16 protein-coding genes and 2 pseudogenes are annotated in these 18,833 nt (G+C 71.6%); 10 read left to right on the forward strand and 8 right to left on the reverse strand.

Features of this window, described 5'->3' with window-relative positions; genetic code table 11:
* Nucleotides 1-203 precede the first annotated feature (203 nt).
* Both IO39_RS40755 and IO39_RS40760 read right to left on the reverse strand, forming a co-directional pair.
* The gene (locus tag IO39_RS40755; RefSeq protein ID WP_052424023.1) at nucleotides 204-578 is read right to left on the reverse strand and encodes a YbaB/EbfC family nucleoid-associated protein; all 375 of its coding nucleotides are present in this window, start codon (nucleotides 576-578) and stop codon (nucleotides 204-206) included.
* Between the two features lies 1 nt (nucleotide 579).
* Entirely contained in the window at nucleotides 580-978 is a 399-nt protein-coding gene (locus IO39_RS40760) for a YbaB/EbfC family nucleoid-associated protein (RefSeq protein WP_157549623.1), read from the reverse strand.
* A 90-nt stretch (nucleotides 979-1,068) separates the two neighbouring features.
* Between IO39_RS40760 and IO39_RS40765 the strand changes: the two genes are divergently transcribed.
* The 5 genes from IO39_RS40765 (at nucleotide 1,069) to IO39_RS40785 (ending at nucleotide 4,919) form a co-directional block, all read left to right on the forward strand.
* On the forward strand, nucleotides 1,069-1,383 hold the full coding sequence (locus IO39_RS40765; RefSeq protein ID WP_157549625.1) for a hypothetical protein: 315 nt from the start codon (nucleotides 1,069-1,071) through the stop codon (nucleotides 1,381-1,383).
* On the forward strand, nucleotides 1,383-2,258 hold the full coding sequence (locus IO39_RS40770; protein WP_157549627.1) for a WXG100-like domain-containing protein: 876 nt from the start codon (nucleotides 1,383-1,385) through the stop codon (nucleotides 2,256-2,258). The genes IO39_RS40765 and IO39_RS40770 overlap by 1 nt, the downstream gene beginning before the upstream one ends.
* Before the next feature lie 33 nt (nucleotides 2,259-2,291).
* Nucleotides 2,292-2,936, forward strand: coding sequence for a hypothetical protein (locus IO39_RS40775; RefSeq protein ID WP_043636026.1), 645 nt, complete (start codon nucleotides 2,292-2,294; stop codon nucleotides 2,934-2,936).
* Nucleotides 2,937-3,134: 198 nt separating this feature from the next.
* Nucleotides 3,135-4,040, forward strand: coding sequence for an NADP-dependent oxidoreductase (locus tag IO39_RS40780; RefSeq protein WP_043636029.1), 906 nt, complete (start codon nucleotides 3,135-3,137; stop codon nucleotides 4,038-4,040).
* 240 nt (nucleotides 4,041-4,280) lie between these two features.
* Complete coding sequence (locus tag IO39_RS40785; RefSeq protein ID WP_043636031.1) at nucleotides 4,281-4,919, forward strand: DUF998 domain-containing protein; 639 nt, start codon at nucleotides 4,281-4,283, stop codon at nucleotides 4,917-4,919.
* A 19-nt stretch (nucleotides 4,920-4,938) separates the two neighbouring features.
* Here the strand turns inward: IO39_RS40785 and IO39_RS59795 are convergent.
* Nucleotides 4,939-5,130 (reverse strand): annotated as a pseudogene (locus tag IO39_RS59795) (hypothetical protein); the annotation flags it as partial.
* Between the two features lie 127 nt (nucleotides 5,131-5,257).
* Between IO39_RS59795 and IO39_RS40790 the strand changes: the two are divergent.
* Both IO39_RS40790 and IO39_RS40795 read left to right on the forward strand, forming a co-directional pair.
* Nucleotides 5,258-6,019, forward strand: a complete 762-nt coding sequence (locus tag IO39_RS40790; protein ID WP_369332904.1) for a sensor histidine kinase — start codon at nucleotides 5,258-5,260, stop codon at nucleotides 6,017-6,019.
* The gene (locus IO39_RS40795) at nucleotides 6,016-6,672 is read left to right on the forward strand and encodes a response regulator transcription factor (protein WP_043636033.1); all 657 of its coding nucleotides are present in this window, start codon (nucleotides 6,016-6,018) and stop codon (nucleotides 6,670-6,672) included. Before IO39_RS40790 ends, IO39_RS40795 begins: the two co-directional genes overlap by 4 nt.
* Nucleotides 6,673-6,705: 33 nt before the next feature.
* Here IO39_RS40795 and IO39_RS58390 read toward each other — a convergent pair.
* Nucleotides 6,706-6,906 (reverse strand): annotated as a pseudogene (locus tag IO39_RS58390) (LLM class flavin-dependent oxidoreductase); the annotation flags it as partial.
* Nucleotides 6,907-6,940: 34 nt separating this feature from the next.
* Nucleotides 6,941-8,497, reverse strand: a complete 1,557-nt coding sequence (locus IO39_RS40800; protein WP_043636035.1) for an alpha/beta hydrolase — start codon at nucleotides 8,495-8,497, stop codon at nucleotides 6,941-6,943.
* Between the two features lie 190 nt (nucleotides 8,498-8,687).
* Here IO39_RS40800 and IO39_RS40805 point away from each other — a divergent pair, with 190 nt between their 5' ends.
* The gene (locus tag IO39_RS40805) at nucleotides 8,688-9,863 is read left to right on the forward strand and encodes a sensor histidine kinase (protein WP_052424025.1); all 1,176 of its coding nucleotides are present in this window, start codon (nucleotides 8,688-8,690) and stop codon (nucleotides 9,861-9,863) included.
* Entirely contained in the window at nucleotides 9,860-10,531 is a 672-nt protein-coding gene (locus tag IO39_RS40810; RefSeq protein ID WP_043636037.1) for a response regulator, read from the forward strand. The genes IO39_RS40805 and IO39_RS40810 overlap by 4 nt, the downstream gene beginning before the upstream one ends.
* A 52-nt stretch (nucleotides 10,532-10,583) precedes the next feature.
* Here the strand turns inward: IO39_RS40810 and IO39_RS51480 are convergent, their stop codons facing one another.
* Nucleotides 10,584-14,354, reverse strand: coding sequence for a serine/threonine-protein kinase (locus IO39_RS51480; protein WP_084774403.1), 3,771 nt, complete (start codon nucleotides 14,352-14,354; stop codon nucleotides 10,584-10,586).
* Nucleotides 14,355-14,494: 140 nt separating this feature from the next.
* Complete coding sequence (locus IO39_RS40820; RefSeq protein WP_043636039.1) at nucleotides 14,495-15,418, reverse strand: NmrA family NAD(P)-binding protein; 924 nt, start codon at nucleotides 15,416-15,418, stop codon at nucleotides 14,495-14,497.
* 95 nt (nucleotides 15,419-15,513) lie between these two features.
* Between IO39_RS40820 and IO39_RS40825 the strand changes: the two genes are divergently transcribed.
* Nucleotides 15,514-16,080, forward strand: a complete 567-nt coding sequence (locus tag IO39_RS40825; RefSeq protein ID WP_043636041.1) for a TetR/AcrR family transcriptional regulator — start codon at nucleotides 15,514-15,516, stop codon at nucleotides 16,078-16,080.
* Between the two features lie 157 nt (nucleotides 16,081-16,237).
* Here the strand turns inward: IO39_RS40825 and IO39_RS51485 are convergent, their stop codons facing one another.
* Entirely contained in the window at nucleotides 16,238-18,790 is a 2,553-nt protein-coding gene (locus tag IO39_RS51485) for a caspase family protein (protein WP_052424027.1), read from the reverse strand.
* Nucleotides 18,791-18,833: the final 43 nt, after the last annotated feature.

The following is an 18,833-nucleotide window of genomic DNA, read 5'->3' on the forward strand; positions in this document are numbered from 1 at the left end:
CCGACCCCGAACCCACTCCCGCAGACACTTACCGCTTAACCTGCAGAAACAGGATCACTCGAAGACCGATTCATACACCACGTCCGTGGACGTGACCCGTAGGACCCGTTTCGTGACCGGGCGGCCACGGACACCGAGCGTCGGGGTGGAGGCCGGCGGTGCGCCGGTCCCGGGAACGGTCCGGTCGGCACCCCGGCGTGCCCTCAGCCTTCGCCGAGCAGCCGTTCCAGCTCGGCCTGTGTCCTGGCAGGGTCGTAATCCGGGAACGCCTCGCGCATGAGGTCGTGGGTGCGCCGCTCGGCGTCGGCGCACGCCGCCCGCACCGCCGCGAGCGTCTCCCCAGCCAGGTCCTGGCTGCCCAGCCGCAGGGCGCGCGCATCGTAGCGGACGTCGAGGACGCGCCCGTCCGCGTCCACGGTCACTTTCACCTGACGCGACGGCCCCTCACCGGTGCCGGTGACGGCCCGCAGCTCCTCCTGCGCCGACTCCAGCCAGGCCAGCATGCGCTCGCCGCGACGGGCGGCCTCGTCGAGCTGCGTCTCGCTGATGTTCGCGGGATCGATGTCCGGCCAGAGCACGCTATCCCTCCCAGGCCAGCCGGGTCAGCGCCTGGTCGACCCGGCCGCGTACGAAGGTCTCGTCGAGCGGCTCCGGCAGGGCCGTGGCGACATCACGCGCCCCTTCGGCGATCTCCCGCGCCCGCCGCCCGGCGTCGTCCTGCGCCGACCTCAGCACCTCGGCGACCTTCCTGCCCAGCGCGGCCTCGCCGAGCCGCAGCGCCCGCGGGTCGATGCGCAGGCGGGTGGGGGCGCCGTGACCGTCGGCGAACGCCTCGATGAGCCCGTCGTCGCTCTTCGCACGGCCCTCCAGCCGGCCGATGGCCGCCCGGGCGTCGTGCAGCGCGCGGACGGCGCGGCGGCTCTGGGCGACGTACTGGTGCAGGTACTCCGCGTCATCCTCCGGCACGGGTGATCGCATGTGGCCTCCGGCGGTCAAGGGTGGGTGAGCGGCCCAGTTTAGACGGAAGCGCCTCCTGCGTCCCAATATGTCTGGATATGCTTCACGGACATGACGGGAATTGAGATCGCCTCGGGAACGGTGGGACGCAACGGCACGTACGTCAGCGGCCACGGGGCGGACTACGACGCCGCACTCGCGCGGCTTCGGGAACGGGGCAACGGCGGCCACAACTGGCAGGACGACGGGCTGTTCGGCGTCATCGTGGGGACGTACACCGAATGCCTCCAGGTCTCGCTCCAAGCGCTGGCGGGGGTCGGCGAGGAGATCGCCGGCACCGGCGAGGGCCTGCGGGCGGTGTCGGCGAACATCCGGGCGACGGAAGCCGCCAACGCCGAGAGCTTCGCGAGCCTGACGTGGCGGTGATGCTCGACCCGCAGGTGTCGGGCTTCCTGAACCTGCTCGGCTTCCCCTGGCCGAAGATCAACGAGGACGAGATCCGCAAGGATGCGGACGCCTGGCGCACCGTGCTCGCCGGATCGTCGGCCCAGGGTGCGGCGGCCGACACGACGATCCGCCGTACGCAGCAGGTCCATCATGGTGAATCGGCCACGGCCCTGGCCGCCCGGTGGAACAAGGTCGGCGACGGCGGCGGCCACATCTCCCAGGCCACCGCCGCGTCGAAGACGGCGCCGCTCGTACTCGACGGCACCGCGGACGTGGTCAGCGCCGTCAAGGTCGCCGTGGGGACGCAGGCCGCGTTCGGGCTGACCGCCACCACCCAGGCGCTGCTGTTCGGCGGCGCCGCCGGCGGGATGGCCGCGCTCGCGCGCATGTACATGACCCGCCACGCGGTGGGCAAGGTGGCGCTCGAAGGCGCGGAAGGCACCGCCAGGGGGCTGGCCCCCGCCCTCGGCAGCCGGGTGACCGAGACCATGCGCCGCATCATGAAGGAGATGGAGAAACGCCCGCACGCCCGGGATGGCATGCTCCAGATCCGCGGGAGAGGGGGCGGCGGCAGAGGCAGGGGCAGGCGCGGTGGCGGTGGCGGCTACAACCCGAACGCCTCGGCGAGCTACGATCCCGCCGCGCAGCGGATGCACGGACGGCTGCCCAGCCGCGACGATGTGCAGAAGATGTCGCCGGCGGAGGCGGAGAAGATGGCGAAAGAGGTCGAGGAGAGTATCCTCACGCGGAAGATGAACGAGGCCCGTCTCGGCAGCGACCGCGGGCACCAGGTACGGCTGGACCAGGAGCAGGCGCTTCTGCAGGACCTCAAGAACAAGGCCCAGGGGAAGTGACGCGAGATGCAGACACGAACAGGCGATGACCTGATGGAACGCATTCTCACGCACACAGCCGACGACGAAATCCTCGGCGAGGCGGCCAACGACCTGCTCAACGAGCTGTTCGACGGCTACCCCGTCGAACGGCTCGGCACGCTGCTGCACAGCGGCGACGACACGGCTCTGCAGACCGGGGCCTGGCTGCTGTCGGAGCTGGGTGAGCGGGCCGCCCCGATGCTGGGCGAGGCGCCCGCCCTCCTCGCCCATCCCCGGCGTCAGGTGCGCTTCTTCGCCATCGAGTTCGTGCTGCTCGCCGCCGAGGAGCAGCACGCGGACGTCATCGCCCAGGTCCTCTCCCTGAGCCGGGACACCGACCCGTCCATCCGGTGGAAGGTCCTGCATTTCCTGGCGATGGCCTCGACCGAGCAGCTCATGGCCGGGCTTTCCCGCCTGGCCGACCCCGAGGTCGGGCAGCTCACCGCCGCGCTGGTCGCCGCTGACACCGAAGATTTCGACGCCGGCGAGATCGTCGCCTGGCTGGAGGGCGACGACCCGCTGAGCCGGCTGTTCGCCGCGGCGATCGCGACCCGCATGGCCGAAGACGACCCGGCGCTGCTGCGCCACGCCGCGCGGGTGCGGGACGAAGAGGTCCGCTCGTTCGCGCAGTGGCAGCTCGGCAGGTTCGAGCCGTGACGCGACCGGCGCCGCTGTCGAAGGCCAGGCGGCGCCGGCATCGTCAGGGCCGGGACGAGCACCTGCCCGAACGCAGGAGCAGCGGCCCCGTCTCACCGCGAGCAGGCGGCGAAGGCGGGTCCGGATGGCCGAGATGTCGCTAAGAGTCCCCCTATTGTTAGATGCCGATCGAACTAGCGAACTCTAGGGGAGTTGAACGTGCGCACTGTGCGGATCGACCGCTTTGGCGGCCCTGACGTCCTCACCATTGCCGAGGCGCCGGCGCCTCGCCCGCTGGAGGGCGAGGTGCTGGTACGCGTTGTCGCCTCCGCCATCAATCCCGTCGATGACAAGACCCGTCAGGGGGCCATCGGAGAGGGCACCCCACCCCTGCCGATGACCCTGGGCTGGGAGCTGGCGGGCATCGTCGTAGACAGCCCGGCCGGTGCACTGCCCGTGGGTGAACGGGTCTTCGGGATGTCCCACCAGCTTGGAACCGGACGAGGGACCTGGGCCGACCTCGTGGCCATGCCGGTCGGCTCGCTCGCCGCCGCCCCCTCGACGATCAGCCTGGTGGAGGCGGCGACACTGCCGTTGCCCGGGCTCACCGCCTTGCAGACGCTGGACTGGCTGGACATCCGTGCGGGAGAACGCCTTCTGGTGGCGGGAGCGGCCGGCGCGGTTGGATGCCTTGCCGTACAGCTGGCCCGGAGGCGCGGCGCCCGGGTAGACGCGCTGGTTTCCGGGCCGGCCCAGGTCGAGGCAGTCAAGGAGTTGGGGGCCGAATGGGCCACGACGGAGCGCGCCGCGCTTCCCGCAGCCGCTTATGACGCCGTCTTCGACACCTTCGGCGCTTTCGTCACCGAAGCCGTGGCCGACGGGGGCCGCTATGCCTCCATCGCCACCCAAGCCGGACCCGTGCCGGATCTGTCCCACCGAGCGGTCCGCACCACGGTCAACCAGGTGCGCGAGGACGGCGCAGGACTCGCCGAACTGGCCGAGATCGTGGACGCGGGCCAGGTCAAGGTACGCGTCGACTCCCAATACAGCCTGCAAAACGTGCGAGAAGCGCACGAGCGCTTCCTCCGGGGCCGGCTGACGGGAAAGGTCGCCCTCATTCTCTGAAAGCGACCGGCCGCAAACCGAGGCTCGGCACGTCCGCGCGGCAGCACCGGTGAGGAGCCGGACCGGTCTTCGGGCGCGAATCCGGGCGCGGCGTTGACGTACCCGGGCCGCTTCTGGTTCGGGGGCAGGAGGCGAGCCTCGTACATCGATTGGTGTAGGCGGCTACTCCGATGGCGCAGGCCCAGGTGACGCGTGGAGGACGATGTGTCCGGCCGTCCCTGAAATCTACCGTTGGGAGCTATGAGCAAGAAGTTCTCTTTGACCGGTTTCGCGATCGCTATCCTCTCCTTCGTGATGTCCGACGTGATCAACCGGGGCTACGATCCGGTGGACGAGACGATCAGCAGGTACGTCAACCTGCCCCACGGCTGGCTCGTGACCGTCGGCCTGCTGGGGCTCGCGGCCGGGAGCGCGGCGCTGGCCGCGCGGACCGCGGGCAGCGGGTGGGGCCGGGGGCTGCTGTGGTTGTGGGCCGGATGCGCCCTCATCGCGGCGATCTTCCCGGCTGATCCGCCCGGCAACTGGTCCAACCCGTCCCTGTCGGAGAGCGTGCACGGGGTGGCCGCCTGGGTGGGGCTTCTCGCGCTGGCGATCGCGATCGTAGGACTCACCCTGCGCTGGCGGCGCGAGCCCGCGTGGGCGCCGAGAGCGCGGGCGCTGACCGTGCTGGCCTGGGCGTCGTCGGTGGCGTTCCTGCTCTTCGTGGTGGCGATGGCGGACGCGATGGCCTTCACGCACACGGCTCCGCTGGGCCTGGCTGAGCGGGTCCTGCTCGGCCTGAACCTGGTCTGGCTCGCCCTGGCCGCCACCGGCCCGGCGAGGACCCGGCCCCTGGCCACGGGTTCCCGGAGCCACGTGACGGTGGGCGACAGGGCATGAGCGCAGGCACGATCAGGTCGCGCCAGGCCCGGCTGGTGGATCTGGCGCTGGCCCTGCTGACGGGCGTGGGCGTCGGCGCGGGACCGGCCGTGATGGGAGCGCCGCTGCCGTGGCACGGCGCGCCCGCCCTGGGGGTTCTCCTGGGCGGACTGCTGCTGGCTCGCCGGTCCCGTCCCCTGCTCGTGCTCGTCCTGTCCGCGCTCGTGCTCATCGGCTACCAGAGCTCCGGTCTGTTCGAGGGCGGCTGGATCTGGCCGCTGTCGGCCGCCCTGTTCACCGCCTCGCTCACCCGGCCCGGCTGGGTCGCCGGCGTCGGCGTCCTCACCTTGGCGTACGGCATGAGCCGGCAGGGGCTGGGCGCCACCGAAACGCTCGCCCGCGGTGGCGTCGAGCTGCTCTGGCTGGCCGTGCTGCTGGCCGCGGCGAGCGCCACGCGCCAGTACAACCGGTGGAGGACCGAACACCGGGCCCGTCTCCTGCAACTGGAACAGACGCGGCTGGCCGAGCAGCGCCTGCACATCTCCCGAGAGGTTCATGACGTGGTCGCCCACACCCTGGCCGTCGTCGGCGTGCACCTGAACGTCGCCGTCGCGGCCCTGGACGATTCACCCGAGGAGGCACGGGCCGCCCTGCGCACCGCGATCTCCGTGCGCAACCAGGCCACCAGAGACCTCAAAGCCTTCGTGGGCGAGCTCCGCGACACCCCGCAGCAGGGGCTGGAGTCCGTCGCCGACCTGGTCGCGCAGGCCAGGACCGCCGGGCTGGAGGTGCGCTACGAGCCGGAGGGCGACCTCGCCGCCATCCCGGCGGCCCAGGCGCTCACCGCCTACCGAGTCGTCCAGGAGGCGGTCGTCAACACGTTGCGCCACTCCGACGCCGGCCGTCTCACGATCCGGCTCCAGGCCACGACCCGGGACCTGGTGGTGAAGGTCGCCGACAACGGGAGCGCGGCGACGGGCTTCACCGCGGGGCACGGCCTGACCGGAATGCGGGAGCGGGTCGCGGCCCTCGGGGGAACCCTGCACATCGACGCCGGCCGCGGCTTCGCGGTCCAGGCCGTCCTGCCCCTGACGGCTCACCTGAGCGGCCTGGCGCCATGACCATCAACGTGCTGCTCGTCGACGATCAGGCGCTCGTGCGGGCGGGCTTCCGCGCCCTGCTCGCCCGCGCCAAGACCCTCGCCGTCGTCGGCGAGGCAGCCACGGGCGAGGAAGCCATCGGCCAGGCCACCCGGCTGCGGCCGGACGTCGTGCTCATGGACATCAGAATGCCGGGGATGAACGGCATCGACGCCACCCGCCGCATCCTGTCCGAGCTGCCGGCCACCAAGGTGATCATCCTGACGACGTTCGACACCGACGAGCACGTCTTCGACGCCCTGCGGGCAGGGGCGAGCGGCTTCCTCACCAAGGAGGTCGACCTGGCCGAACTGCGCCGGGCGGTCGAGGTCGTGGCGGCGGGCGAAGCCCTGCTGGCGCCGAGCGTCACCCGCCGCGTCGTCGAGCGCTTCGCCCACCGCCCGCGGCCCGCCGCGACGCTGCACGAGCTGACGACGCGCGAGAGCGAGGTGGTCCGGCTGGTGGCGACGGGCCTGTCCAACGACGAGATCGCCGCCGCGCTGGTGATCAGCCCGCTGACCGTGAAGACCCACATCACCAGGGCCATCACCAAGCTGGGAGTCCGTGACCGCGTGCAGCTGGTCATCCTCGCCTACGAGCACGGTCTCGTCAGCCCCTCGCCCACCGGTGGCTGACTCCCAGTCCCAGGCTGAGCCGCCGCCGACCGCCTCCTGGACCGTCAGCGCCTGCGCCGCGAGGGCCAGCGGATGCCGAGGGTGACTCGGCGCCACCGCCGTCCCGAGCTCGATGCCGGACACCTGACTCGCCGCCACCGCCAGGGTGGTCAGCGCGTCCCTGCCGTCGCGCTGGCCCAGCCATACGCCGGCGAACCCTGCCGTGGCCGCGGCGCGAGACTGATCGGCTTTCACGATGCTGGTGGACGCGCTTTTCGTGCGCTTGACGTCAGGGCCGGGGGCCGTCGCAGGAGGCGTCCTTGGCCGGCAGGGTTCCCTTGATCAGGAACGCGACGGTGGCCTTGTCGGCGCAGGTCGAGCCGGTGCCGTAGACGAAGTGGCCGCCGTGCTCGACACCGAGGAAGGCGGCGCGCTCACCCAGGGCCCTGCGCATTCCCCGCCCCCCGGCCCACGGCGTGGCGTTGTCACGGCGGTTCTGCAGGATCAGGATGGTACGCGGACCGTGCGAGGTGACCTTGACCACCGGCTCGATCGGCTTCTGCGACCAGAACGCGCACGGCAGGATGTTGTTGGGCATGCCCGCGCTCAGCGGGTACTTGGCGCGGGCGGCCGCGGTGGCGTCGGCGTAGGAGTCCGCCTTTCGCGACCAGGTGGTGTCTCCGCAGAGCATGGCCAGGACCATGGTGGCCTGGTTGTCCGCCGGCACGCCCTTCACAGCCGGGGCGTCGGCGAGAATCTGCCGGACCACAGCGACGTCCGCGTCCGCCGGGGCCTTGCCGGCCGACAGGTCGGCCGCCGCCTTCCAGAACTGGGTGAGCGGGGCGAGCGTCTCGTTGTGCTGCAACATCTGGTACGTGACGGCGCGCAGCAGCGCACCGCTGATGGCCGCCGACGTGCCCGGCATCGTGGCCGGCTTCCGGTCGAGGCGGTCGGCCAGCGCGAGGAAGGTGTCGGTGACCTCGCCTGCGGTGCCGCCCAGCCCGAGGACGGCGTCGTTCGCCGCGGCCACGCGGGCGGCGTCCGGGAACCGGTCGTTCATGCCCTGGTTCCAGGTGTTCAGCATCTTCGCCCACACCTTGCCCGGGTCGACGTTGCCCTCCAGCACCATCAGGTCGGTGTTGCGGGGGAACAGCGAGGCGTAGACCGCGCCGAGGTAGGTGCCGAAGGACTGGCCCCAGTAGGAGATCTTCCGCGCCCCGAGCGCCTGGCGGATGCGGTCCATGTCGCGCGCCGTGTTCGCGCTGTTGAAGAAGCGGAGCTTGGCACCGATCGTGGCGCACTGCCGGGCGACGGCGCGCGCGGTGGTGACGTTGCCCTCGATCGAACCGCCGGCGCCGGGGTAGGGGAAAATGGTGAGCAGGCTGGTGCCGGACAGACCGCAGCTCATCGGGGTGCTGTGGCCGACGCCGCGCGTGTCGAACCCGATCAGGTCATAGGATTCCAGCACCCCCTTCGGGAGCGTGAGTGCCATCCGGCCGGGCATGTCCAGGCCCTGCAGTCCCGGGCCACCCGGGTTGAACAGCAGGTCGCCGCGCTTCTTGCCGGGCTTGGCGGTGGCGATCCTGGAGACCGCGACGGTGATGCTCTCTCCGCCGGGGCGGCGGTAGTCCAGAGGCACCTTGACCGTGCCGCAGGTTTGCCGGGGGTCCCGTTTGGCGCCCGGTGCGGGTTCCGGGCACTCACCCCACTTGATCGACGTCTGGGCGTGACCGGCGGTCGCCACGGCCCTGGCGTCGGCCGGCTGCCCGCCGATCACTGCCCCCGTCGCCGCGACCGCGGTCAGGGCGCCGGCGACGGCGACGCGTACGCGGATGGTGTTTCCCATGGTGCTGTCCTCCGAAATTACCGATGTGCCGCGATCTGACTTCGCCGTTGACCTCGGTTGTCAGCCGCTGATGAGAAAGGTAGGAGTGGAGGGCCCTGTCGCGAATCACTGCGTTGCGGACATTCCGTGTAGCTCACATGAGGGACAAGCGCGGCAACACCGGGCATCAGACCTCGCTAGGCTCTCAGCCATGTCGGGGACCTGGGCCAGCGACCGCTTCCGGAGATCGTGGGAGGCGTGGCGCGTCCACGACGCCGCGGTGTGGGACCGGTGGCTGGCCGTCGCGTGCACCGGGCTGGCGTTCGTGCCGGCGCTGTCGATCATGAGCGTCGAGTTCGGAAACCGGTCAGGACGCCCGGCCGACGCGTTCCAGATCGTCCTGATCCTGGCCCAGACGGTGCCTCTGGCGGTGCGCACGCGATGGCCCGCCGCGTGCCTGGCGATCAGCGGCACGGCTTTCGTGATCCACGAGACGCTCGGCTACCCGATGCAGTTCGGCACCGTGACGGTGTACATCGCGCTGTACTCGGCGGGCGCGCACCAGGAGCGGTTCCGGCGCGTCACCGCCGTCGTGGCCTCGGCCGCGTACGTCGTGCTGTGCGCGGCCGTGATCCTGCGCGGCTCACCGGTTCTGCAGAGCGACTTCGTGATCTTCTACCTGCTTTTCGCCGCGTGCTGGCTGGTCGGCACCTTCGTACGCGGGCAGCGGCTCCAGGAGGCCGAGCGACGCAGGCTCGCCACCGAGGCCGCGGCCGCCGCGGAGCGGGCGCGCATCGCGCGGGAGCTGCACGACGTGGTGACCCACCACGTCACCGCCATCGTCGTGCAGGCCGACGCCACGCAGTTCGTGGCCACGTCGCCGGAGCGCGTGGTCACGGCACTGTCCACGATCGGCGGCGCCGGCCGCCGAGCCCTGGCCGAACTGCGGTATCTGCTGGACGTGCTGGAGGCGACCGGAGAGTCGGCCACGCCCGTCGCGGGCAGCGTGCGAGACCTGGTCGAACAGACCCGAAGCGGCGGCCAGCCGGTCGAGCTGGTGGAGGACGGCGACCAGCCCGCGCTCCCGGCCGGCGTGGGGCTGGCCGTGTACCGGGTGGTGCAGGAGGGCCTGACGAACGCCGTCAAGTACGCCGAAGGCCGCCCCACCACCGTTCGCATCGGCTACCGGGACGACCGCGTGGAGGTCGAGGTGACGAACGCCGCCGCCGCGCTCCCCGTCGGCGCGAGAAGCAGCCTGTCCGGCGGCCGCGGCCTGGCCGGGCTGCGCGAGCGGATAGGCGCGCTGGGCGGCGAGCTGGCCGCAGGCGAGCAGCCGGACGGCGGCTTCCGAGTCTCCGCGTCGATCCCCGCAGGCGGTGCCGAATGACCATCCGTGTCGTGATCTGCGAGGACCAGGAGATCGTCCGTACCGGCTACGTGACGGCGTTCGACGCGCAGCCGGACATGGCGGTGGCCGGCGTGGCCGCCGACGGCCCGGCCGCGGTCGAGGCGGTCACCAGCCTGAAGCCCGACGTGGTGATCATGGACATCCACATGCCGCTGATGGACGGCATCGAGGTGACGAGGCGCATCGCCGGCCCCGGTGTCGCGGCGCCGCCGAAGGTACTGGTGGTGACCACGTTCAACGTGGACAAGTACGTCTACGAAGCCCTGCGTGCCGGAGCCAGCGGCTTCCTTCTCAAGGACGCCCCTCTCCTGGAACTGGTGAACGGCGTCCGCACCGTCGCCCGCGGAGAGTCCCTGCTGTCCCCCACCGTGACCCGTACCCTGATAGGTCGCTTCGCCGACCGCCTCCGCCCGGCCGCCCCCACCCCCGGCGAGGACCCGCTGGCCGTCCTGGCTCCCCGCGAACGCGAGGTACTGCGGCTGATCGCCCGTGGCCTCTCCAACGCCGAGATAGCCGCGGAACTGGTCATCAGCTTCGAGACCGTCCGAACCTACGTCTCCCGGATCCTCACCAAACTGGACCTGCGCGACCGCGTCCAAGCCGTGGTCTTCGCCTACCGCACAGGCTTCGCCGACGACGACCGCTGAAACCGGCAAGCGCCTTTCCGAGCCGGCCGTCTCCGTTCTCGGCAAGAGGGAGTCATCCCTTCCCGCAGGGGCCCGTGAACGGTTCGCCGGCTCCGACCAGTTCGCGCCACTCCGCCGCCGACAGGCTGCCGCCCGACGCCCGCGTGCACACCAGCCCCACCGCCCGTCCCGCCGTCAGTGGCAGGTCGGCGTATGTGCCGTCGCGGCCGATCGCCCGTAGGTCGCCGGACGGCAGGAAGGCCAGCCGGGGCGCCGGGTCGTCGGCCGTCCGGTCGTGCTGGACGGCCGAGACCGGCCTGGGCTCGCCGCGCGTCCTGCCGGTCGCGAGGTCCACGACGGTGATGCGGTTGTCGTGGGCGATCACCAGCGTTCCCCCGTCAGGTGAGAATCTGGCGTCCAGTACCTCCCCTGCCACCCTGAACACCTGTCCGGCCGGCTTCCAGGTCGTGGTGTTCCAGAGGGCGACGCCCCTGGTCCCGTACGGGGAGACGGCGCGTCCGCCCTTGGGGTCGAAGACCATCCAGGAGGCGGCCATCGTGCCGGGGGACTGTGATCTGGGCAGCTTCTTGCGGGTTGCCAGGTCGATCACGTCGACGCCCCACGCGTCGCCGGTGACCAGGTACCTGCCGTCGGGGCTGAAGGAGATCGCGCCCGCGTGGATGTCGTTCAGCATCGTGACCTTGCGGGGCTTGCCGGTGTCGGCGATGAACAGGCTGCCCTGACCGTAGTAGTCGTTCGGGGCGGTGGAGGAGAGGGCGATCAGGCGGCCGTCGGGACTGAAGGACAGTGAGTCGCCCCAGTCGTTGCCGATGGCGTCCTTGTAGGAGGCGAGTTTGCGGCCGGTCGCCGTGTCGATCAGGGCGAGGGGGATGCCGCGGTCGGTGTTGTTGGCTACGGCGGCGGTTCGGCCGTCCGGGCTGAGCGCCGTCATGAGCTGCTCGTCCGAGTCGCCCTCGCCGTCGTCCCCGCCGCCGCCCCTGTTCCCGCCGCCGCCCTTGTCCCCGTCTCCCTCGTCCCCGTCTCCCTCGTCCCCGTCGCCCTCGTCCCCGTCTCCCTCGTCTCCGGTGTCGCCGCCGATCAGGCCGAGGGCCTTGAGGTTGAGGGTCTTGCCCTTCTTCTCGAAGCCGGTTCCCGTCCAGGTGGTGAGTCGGTGGCCGTCGAGTGCGAGGACCGTGCCGCCGTCGGCGCTGAGATGGGGAGAGGAGAAGCCGGCAGGGATCGCTCGCGCGGGGGCGGTGTGGCGGGTGAGGTCGTAGACGGTGGTCTGGCCGGCGTCGTCCAGGAGGGTGAGGCGGCGGTTGTCCGTGCTGAAGCGGGGCCGTTCGGCGATGGCGGCCGTGGTGGTGAGGGTCATCAGGCGGGCGCCGTCCGCGACGCGCACCAGCACGATCTGGGACGGCGGCCGTACGGTGCCGAACTCGGGCGGCCCCGCGTACGTGACCATGTACTTCCCGTCGGCCGAGAACTCGACGCCGCCCGCCGCCGGGAGCTCCGGGCCTGCGGGCTTGCCGGTTGTGAGGTTCCACAGGCGGGTGCGGGCGCCCTCCAGCAGCGCGACGTGCTTGCCGTCAGGGGTGAGGCCGCCGAGTTGCCCGCCGCCGGGCAGTCTGGTGACGGCCGCCGGGCCGCCGGGGAGCCTTCGTGAGATGATGCGGCCGGCCGTGGATACCAGGACGAGCCTGTCCCCCGGACTTACCTCCACGTCGTTCGCCGGGTCGTCGATGAGCGGCAGGAGGGTCCTGGTGCGGGTGCTCCAGAAGCCGAGCCATGGCCCGCCTATGTTCGCGGTGGCCTCCAGGTAGGTGCCGGCGGGGCTGAAGCGCAGGCTCTGCGGGTATCTGCCGGTGGCCTCCATGATGTCGCCCTCGCTGATCAGCTTGGCGCGCTTCAGGCTCCACAGCCGGATCTTGCCGTCGGAGCCGAGGGCCAGCGTGTCGCCGTCCGGGCTCAGGGCCGCGGTGAACGGTCCGGGGCCCACGCCGCCGAACGTGCGGATCTCCCGGCCGGTACGCACGTCGTACACGTGCACCTTGTCCTCGCCCGCGCTGACCAGGATGGACCCGTCCTGGTTGAGGGCGCGGCCGGTGTTGTTGAGGTTCGGGTCCTTGAAGACGAGTTGCTCGGGACGGGCGAGCGAGCTGAGCACGGCGGCCTCGGCCTCGGGGACGGGTGCCATGCGGTACGCGGCCACGCTGAGCAGCATCGCCTTGGCCGGGTCGTCCTCGCGGACGGCGTCCGCCCGCAGCGCGACGAGCCTGGCCCGCTCCTGGGTCTGCTTGTCGGCGAGGCGGCCGGTGCTGGCCTCGCTGGCTCTGGTCTGCTGCCAGGCGATCATCCCCGCCACCAGGGCCGTTACCAGGAGGGCCGCCACTCCGGTGATCACCAGCCCGCCGCGCCTGCGTCTCGCGTCGGCCTCGGCCTTGGCGGCGGCGACGAACTCCCGCTCCACCAGGTTCAGGGAGAGGTGGGACGGCAGCGTGGGCGTCCAGGACAGGGCCTCCCGCAGGGCCGTACCGCGCAGGAGGTCGTCGGGGTTGCGGCCGTGCGCGGCCCAGTGGCGGGCGGCCTCGCCCAGCCTGCGGTGGCGGGCCAGCGACTCGCGGTCGGCGCCGATCCACTCGTGCAGGCGCGGCCACGCGCGCAGTAGGGCGGGCCGGGCCAGGGTCACCGTATGGCCGCCCGCATGACGGCCGGCTGGACGGCCGTCTGTATGGCCGTCTGTATGGCCGGCCGTCTCCTGCGTGTCGCGTACGACGAGCCGGGCCTCTTCCAGGACGCTCAGCACGTACGCGGCCCCGTCGGCGCCCTCGGTCAGCTCCGCCGCCGTCGCCCGGCGCGCCCCTTCCTGGCCGTCCCGTACGTCCACCAGCCGCAGCAATATCTTCCTGGCCAGCTCGCGAGCCGGTGGCGGCAGGGACGCGTAGGCGCGTTCGGCGATCAGGCCGAGTGCCGGCTCGCCGGCGAGGGCGTCCGGCGGGCGTACGGCGGCTGCCGCCTGGGCGCCCTCGGCCATCAGCCCCTGACGGGAAGCGGCAGGAAGCGGCGCTCCACCGGAGGTGCCGCCGAGCAGACCGGTCAGGAGGCCCTGCGCGGTCGGGCGGGTGGCCGGGTCCTTGGAGAGCGCGGCGGCCACCAGGCTTCGCAGGCCGGGTTGCAGGACGGTCAGGTCCGGCTCCTGGTTGAGGAGGCGGTGGATCACCGCGACCGTGGTCGGCGCCTCGAACGCGTCCCGGCCGGTGGCCGCGAAGTAGACCAGCGCGCCCCAGGCGAACACGTCCGCCGCGGCGTCCGCCCGGCCGCCGTCGAACACCTCGGGCGCCATGTACATCGGCGTGCCGGTCAGCTCGCCGGTCGAGGTCATGGAGAGCCCGGCGGCCCGCGCGATCCCGAAGTCGATCACGCGGGGGCCGTCCTGGCCCAGCAGCACGTTCTCCGGCTTGAGGTCCCTGTGGACGACGCCGGCTTGGTGGATGGCCGCCAGCGCCGTCGCCACCCCGAGCGCCAGCCGGTGCAGCGCGTCCCCGGCGAACGGGGCCGCCCTGCGCAGGCTCGGCCCGGCCACGAACTCGGTGACCAGGTAGGGCCGCTCCCCCTCCAGGTCGTGGTCGATGATGCGGGCCGTGCAGAACGACGCCACCCGCTGCGCGGCCGACACCTCGCGCATGAAGCGCCGCCGCAACGCCGAGTCACCTGAGAGGTATGCGTGTAACACCTTCACGGCGACGCGGTTGGCCGCCTCGTCGTAGGCCTCGTACACGACACCCTGTCCCCCGGCCCCCAACTGTCCCGCCAGCCAGTACCGGCCCAGCCGTTCCCCGTCCATGCGCCATTAGATGCAACCCGGACATGCTTTGTTGCCAGCCGCAGCGAGTGCCTGGCCGACGCCGTCGCTCTGCGACGATGGCCCGGGCAGAGATGAGGACCAGGTCCGGGATGACCATCGCAGCCGGCCGCCCCTCTGTGTCACGCCGCGGGCCGCAGGTGCCGCCGGGCCCATTCCTCGAAGCTGGTCAGCGAAAGGCCGAGGTCCCTGGCGTACTGCGGGCGGGCCGGCTGGCCGACTATGTTCATCCACTCGTGTGAGGCGCCCATCGCCGGCATTCCGGCGGCGAATGCCTGCTCCTCGGTCATGTCCGGCGCGGACAGGTGCGTGCCCAGCGCGCGGGAGAGAACCTCGGCGATCTCCGTCATCGACAGGTAGTCACTCGCCAGCTCCAGCTCGACCCCGTGGAACCGCTCCGGCTCCGCGATGGCCGCGGCGGCTGCCCTGCCGATGTCGTCCACCGCGGCGAGGGAGAGCCGGGTGTCCGGCTTCACGACGCTCACCAGACCGCCTTCAACGCCCCGCGGGAACAGGAAGGCCATGGACGGCAGGAAGTTCTCCATGAAGAAGCCCGGCTTGAGGATCGTCCAGCGGGAGAAGCCGGCCGCGCGAACCCGGTCCTGGATCGTGCTCTTGGCTCCCAGGCTGGCGTCCAAGGAGCCCCAGCGGCCTGCGATCCAGCCAGGAGCCTCGGTGTGCTGACCGGCGCCGCTGGTGGACGTGTGGACGAACTGCGGCACTCCCGCAGCCTGCGCGCCTTCGATGAGGTTGACGGCCTGGGCCACCTCTCCGTCGAAGTCGAAACCTTCGGCGGGCAGGGCGGGCATCTGAACAGAGAAGACGGCGCGGACACCCGTGGCGGCCCGCACCACCGAATCGCGATCGTGGAGATCGCCGGTGACCAGATCGGCGCCCAGTGCCTCGACGGCCTTGGCTCGCTCGGTGTCGGGGTCACGCACCAGGGCGCGTACGGGCACGCCTGCGGCGAGCAGGGCTCGGGCGGTGGCGCCGCCCTGCCTGCCGGTGGCGCCGGTGACCAGGACGGGTGCGGAATCTGCGGACATGGTGCTCCTCGGGACCATAAACGGCGGGGCCCGCCGTTTTCTGTGCGATACGATATGGCGGGTCCCGCCATTTAGCAACCCTGGAGATGACGCCCATGCCCGACCGCCAGCGCGCGGACGCCCGGCGCAACTACGCGCGCATCCTCGCCGTGGCCGAGGAGGAGGTCGCCGCGCACGGGGCCGGCGCCTCCCTGGAACAGATCGCGCGCATCGCGGGGGTCGGCTCGGCCACCGTACGCCGCCACTTCCCGACCCGCCGGGCGCTGCTGGAGGCGGTCTCCCATCAACGCATCGAGGCCCTGGCCACCCGCGCCCGCGAGCTCACGGGCAAGGGTGACAGCCGTGACGCGCTCCTGGAATGGCTCAGTGACGTCGTCGCCTACTGCGTCGCGGCCCGAGGGCTGGCGGCGGCACTGGCCTACGACGGGGCCGAGCCCGACCCCGTACACGAGAACACCTGCTCGGCGATGATGGCAGAGGCGGGCAACCCCCTGCTGCAGCGCGCCGTGCAGGACGGGGCGGTGGCGGAAGGCGTCACCGTCGCCGACCTGATCGCGCTGATCGTCGGCATCGTCCTCGCGACGGAACACCACCCTGACCCGGCGGCCCGCGCGGACCGGCTGTTCCGGCTGGCCGTGGCGGGCCTGAGCCCGCAGGGCTGAGAACCCCGCTCGAAAGACCGTCCCTCGTCCTGCCCGCTTGATGCGATCAGCGGGGGACGGCGAGGATGGGGCCGGCCGGCCGTGTCCATGGGGGCCGGACTCCATCCGACGTTCGCTGCCGCTCCTCCGCAGCCCGCACGCGCCCCGCAGCCGGCGTTCACTGTCCCGGCCGCGAGCGTCTGCCGGGAAGGTGGACCGCCGCCGCGGAGCAAACGGCGGCGACGAAGAGCACCACCACGAACGTCGGCCCGCTCCCGACCATCGCCAGGTTGTGTGCCAGTCCCGCGATGACGGTGAGCTGGACCGCCGCCAGCAGCTCCGGCCGGTCCTCGACCGTCTGAGCGGCCACGAGCAGCAGCACCAGCAGGGCGGGCAGGTACACGGGGATCTGCGGGTAGTCCGAGCCGCTCTCCCACAGGTAGATGGTGCACACGTCCAGGAACACCAGGAGCGTGGCCGCCGTGCCCAGGACCAGCGGCGGCCGCGTCTCGCCCGCTCGCCAGCGCAGAACCACGCGCGTCAGGAAGAACCCGAGCAAGAGCGCGACCACCGAGAACACCACCAGCCAAGGGGGCTCCTCGCCGGGATCGTCACTCATGTCGCGAGGGAACTGCAGGTTGATGACGATCATGACCAGCACGAGTGCCCCGCCGACGGCCCCGGCGGCTCTCCACAGCCTGTTGTCCGGCTGGGCCAGGGTCGCCTCAGTGCACGCGATCAGCAGGAGAAGCAGCCCGGATACCGTGATGAAGATCGGTTCGTCGCGGCTGAAGGCCGCCTCGAAATGGGCGAACACGCCCAGATGCACTGCCGCCAGACCGGCGGCCGCGCCGAGGCTCACGGTGCGCCACCGGCCCTGAGGCAACAGGCCGGCCCCGAATGCCGCTGCGATCAGGAGCCACAGCCAGATTCCGTAGTCCGCGACCACTACCCTGCTGATCAGGAGGGAGAACTCGGGCGTGTTTCCAGGGCCGGCCAACGGCAGCAGGCCCGCCAGCAGCGCCAGCCCGCGCAATGCGAGGAGCAGCCACACGCTCCCGCCCGGCGTGCCGGGATCCCCGCCAGGAGATGCGTCGGCGCCCGGCGGTGCGGCGCTCCTCGCTCCAGGGCTGGTCCAGGAGCCGGGAGCCGACCCGGCGGCGCGAGCACCCTCGTCCGGTGCCCCGCGAACGTGGTCGGCCCGCACGTCGCCGGCGGGCCTCTCATCGGCTGCTGGTGCGTCAGCGGCCGGCGCGGCGCGGCTGACGTCCGAGGACATGCGACGGACGCCGGGTGTCGCACCGCGGGCCTCATCGGACGAGACGGCGGCCACAACCTCCGGCGGAGCGGCGGGCGAGACGGCGGGCAGGACGTCGTGCCGGGCGAGGGCGTGTGACGCCGCCGCCGAAACGGACCGGCTGTCGTCGTCGGCCAACTCCTGCAGGGCCAGCCGCGCCGCAAGCGCGAGCCCGGCGTGGCGGCTGTGCCGTAACCGCGCCAGCTCACCGATCGCGCCCTCCCTGATCTTGGCGATCGGATGGTCGATGGCCTCCTGCAGTTCGGTCGGCAACGGCGCGGGCCGATCCACGGGACGGCCGCGCCGCGCGATGATCAGGTCACCCTGAACGTCGAATGTCCACTTGCCCGGCGTCTGGCTGGGCATGACCGCCCGCACCTTGTCGTAGACGAAGTCGTACAGCTCGTGGATGCCCACATAGCCGTCCTGGTCCCGGTCGGCCTCGCCGGTCTCGAGCCCTTCCACCAGCGCTCTGGTGAACACCGAAGGCGCGGTCGTCTCCTGCGCATCGGCCAGATCGGTCCCGTCGAAGGCGTACTCCAGGGCATTGGAGGCCGTGATGACCACCCGCCCGCGCCCGCCGAACTGCTCCTCGACGTGCACGTCCGTCCCCGCCCTCGGCAGCGCGCCGCGTGCGAAGGCGCCCGCGTAGCAGCAGTCGAGCAACAGGACGATGCGCCGGCAGCGACTGCGGCCCATCCGCCGGTTGACGAACTCCGCCGACACCGCGGTGGCTCCCAGCCTGTTGAGCTTGGTGCTGGGCGTGGCGAGGTACAGTTCACCGTTGTCGTCCTTGACCCCGTGACCGGAGAAGTGCAGCAACAGCAGATCGTCAGGAAGGCGATCGGCGAAGAACTCCTCCACGGCCTCGTTGACGACAGCGGTGGACTCGTTGAGCATCGTGCGTACGTCGAAGCCGCCGATGGCCTCGTCACCCAGCACCCTCGCCAGGGCCTCGGCGTCCACTGCCGGCGCCCTCAGCCGCCGCAACCCGGGATCGCCGAACTCGTCACTGGCCACGATCAGCGCGAGACGGCGCCCGGACTGGGCGGACGCGTCCGGCCGCCTGCGGCGGCCCAGCCATACATCGGCGAACTCGCGTTGCTCCTTCGACGGGATGCCGGTCAATTCCAGCACGTCGCCGTCGATCTCCAGCTTGACCGAACGGTGCTGATGGCGATTGAGCCAGGCGATCACGGCGTTCACGATCGAGGCGAGCAGTTCCGTACCGGCCAGCGCGATCACCAGGCCACCGAGCGTGAACGACAGAACCGCCCTGGCGCCTTCCGGGATCTCTCCCGCCTCGGCGGCGCCGGCCACCACGTCCAGTTCGAGCAACTCCTCCCTCAGCCTGGCGGTGGCCTCGTCCAGCTCCTGGGGATCGGCGGCCGCGTCGATCACGCATAGCCGCAGCCGTACCGTCTCGCTCAGCATGAGCCGCCTCCGAAGGGGGAACGCGGGAAACCACGAGGACGGC

Source organism: Nonomuraea candida, assembly GCF_000725485.1.
In the GTDB taxonomy this organism is placed as follows: Bacteria; Actinomycetota; Actinomycetes; order Streptosporangiales; family Streptosporangiaceae; genus Nonomuraea; species Nonomuraea candida.

Excerpts from the sequence above, each read along its gene's own strand:
- IO39_RS40810 (WP_043636037.1), top strand. The coding sequence starts at position 9,860 with ATGACCATCCGTGTCGTGATCTGCGAGGACCAGGAGATCGTCCGTACC.
- IO39_RS40795 (WP_043636033.1), top strand. The coding sequence starts at position 6,016 with ATGACCATCAACGTGCTGCTCGTCGACGATCAGGCGCTCGTGCGGGCG.
- IO39_RS40770 (WP_157549627.1), top strand. The coding sequence starts at position 1,383 with ATGCTCGACCCGCAGGTGTCGGGCTTCCTGAACCTGCTCGGCTTCCCC.
- IO39_RS40765 (WP_157549625.1), top strand. The coding sequence starts at position 1,069 with ATGACGGGAATTGAGATCGCCTCGGGAACGGTGGGACGCAACGGCACG.
- IO39_RS40800 (WP_043636035.1), bottom strand. The coding sequence starts at position 8,497 with ATGGGAAACACCATCCGCGTACGCGTCGCCGTCGCCGGCGCCCTGACC.
- IO39_RS40775 (WP_043636026.1), top strand. The coding sequence starts at position 2,292 with ATGGAACGCATTCTCACGCACACAGCCGACGACGAAATCCTCGGCGAG.
- IO39_RS40825 (WP_043636041.1), top strand. The coding sequence starts at position 15,514 with ATGCCCGACCGCCAGCGCGCGGACGCCCGGCGCAACTACGCGCGCATC.
- IO39_RS40820 (WP_043636039.1), bottom strand. The coding sequence starts at position 15,418 with ATGTCCGCAGATTCCGCACCCGTCCTGGTCACCGGCGCCACCGGCAGG.
- IO39_RS40790 (WP_369332904.1), top strand. The coding sequence starts at position 5,258 with ATGAGCCGGCAGGGGCTGGGCGCCACCGAAACGCTCGCCCGCGGTGGC.
- IO39_RS51480 (WP_084774403.1), bottom strand. The coding sequence starts at position 14,354 with ATGGACGGGGAACGGCTGGGCCGGTACTGGCTGGCGGGACAGTTGGGG.
- IO39_RS40805 (WP_052424025.1), top strand. The coding sequence starts at position 8,688 with ATGTCGGGGACCTGGGCCAGCGACCGCTTCCGGAGATCGTGGGAGGCG.
- IO39_RS51485 (WP_052424027.1), bottom strand. The coding sequence starts at position 18,790 with ATGCTGAGCGAGACGGTACGGCTGCGGCTATGCGTGATCGACGCGGCC.
- IO39_RS40785 (WP_043636031.1), top strand. The coding sequence starts at position 4,281 with ATGAGCAAGAAGTTCTCTTTGACCGGTTTCGCGATCGCTATCCTCTCC.
- IO39_RS40760 (WP_157549623.1), bottom strand. The coding sequence starts at position 978 with ATGCGATCACCCGTGCCGGAGGATGACGCGGAGTACCTGCACCAGTAC.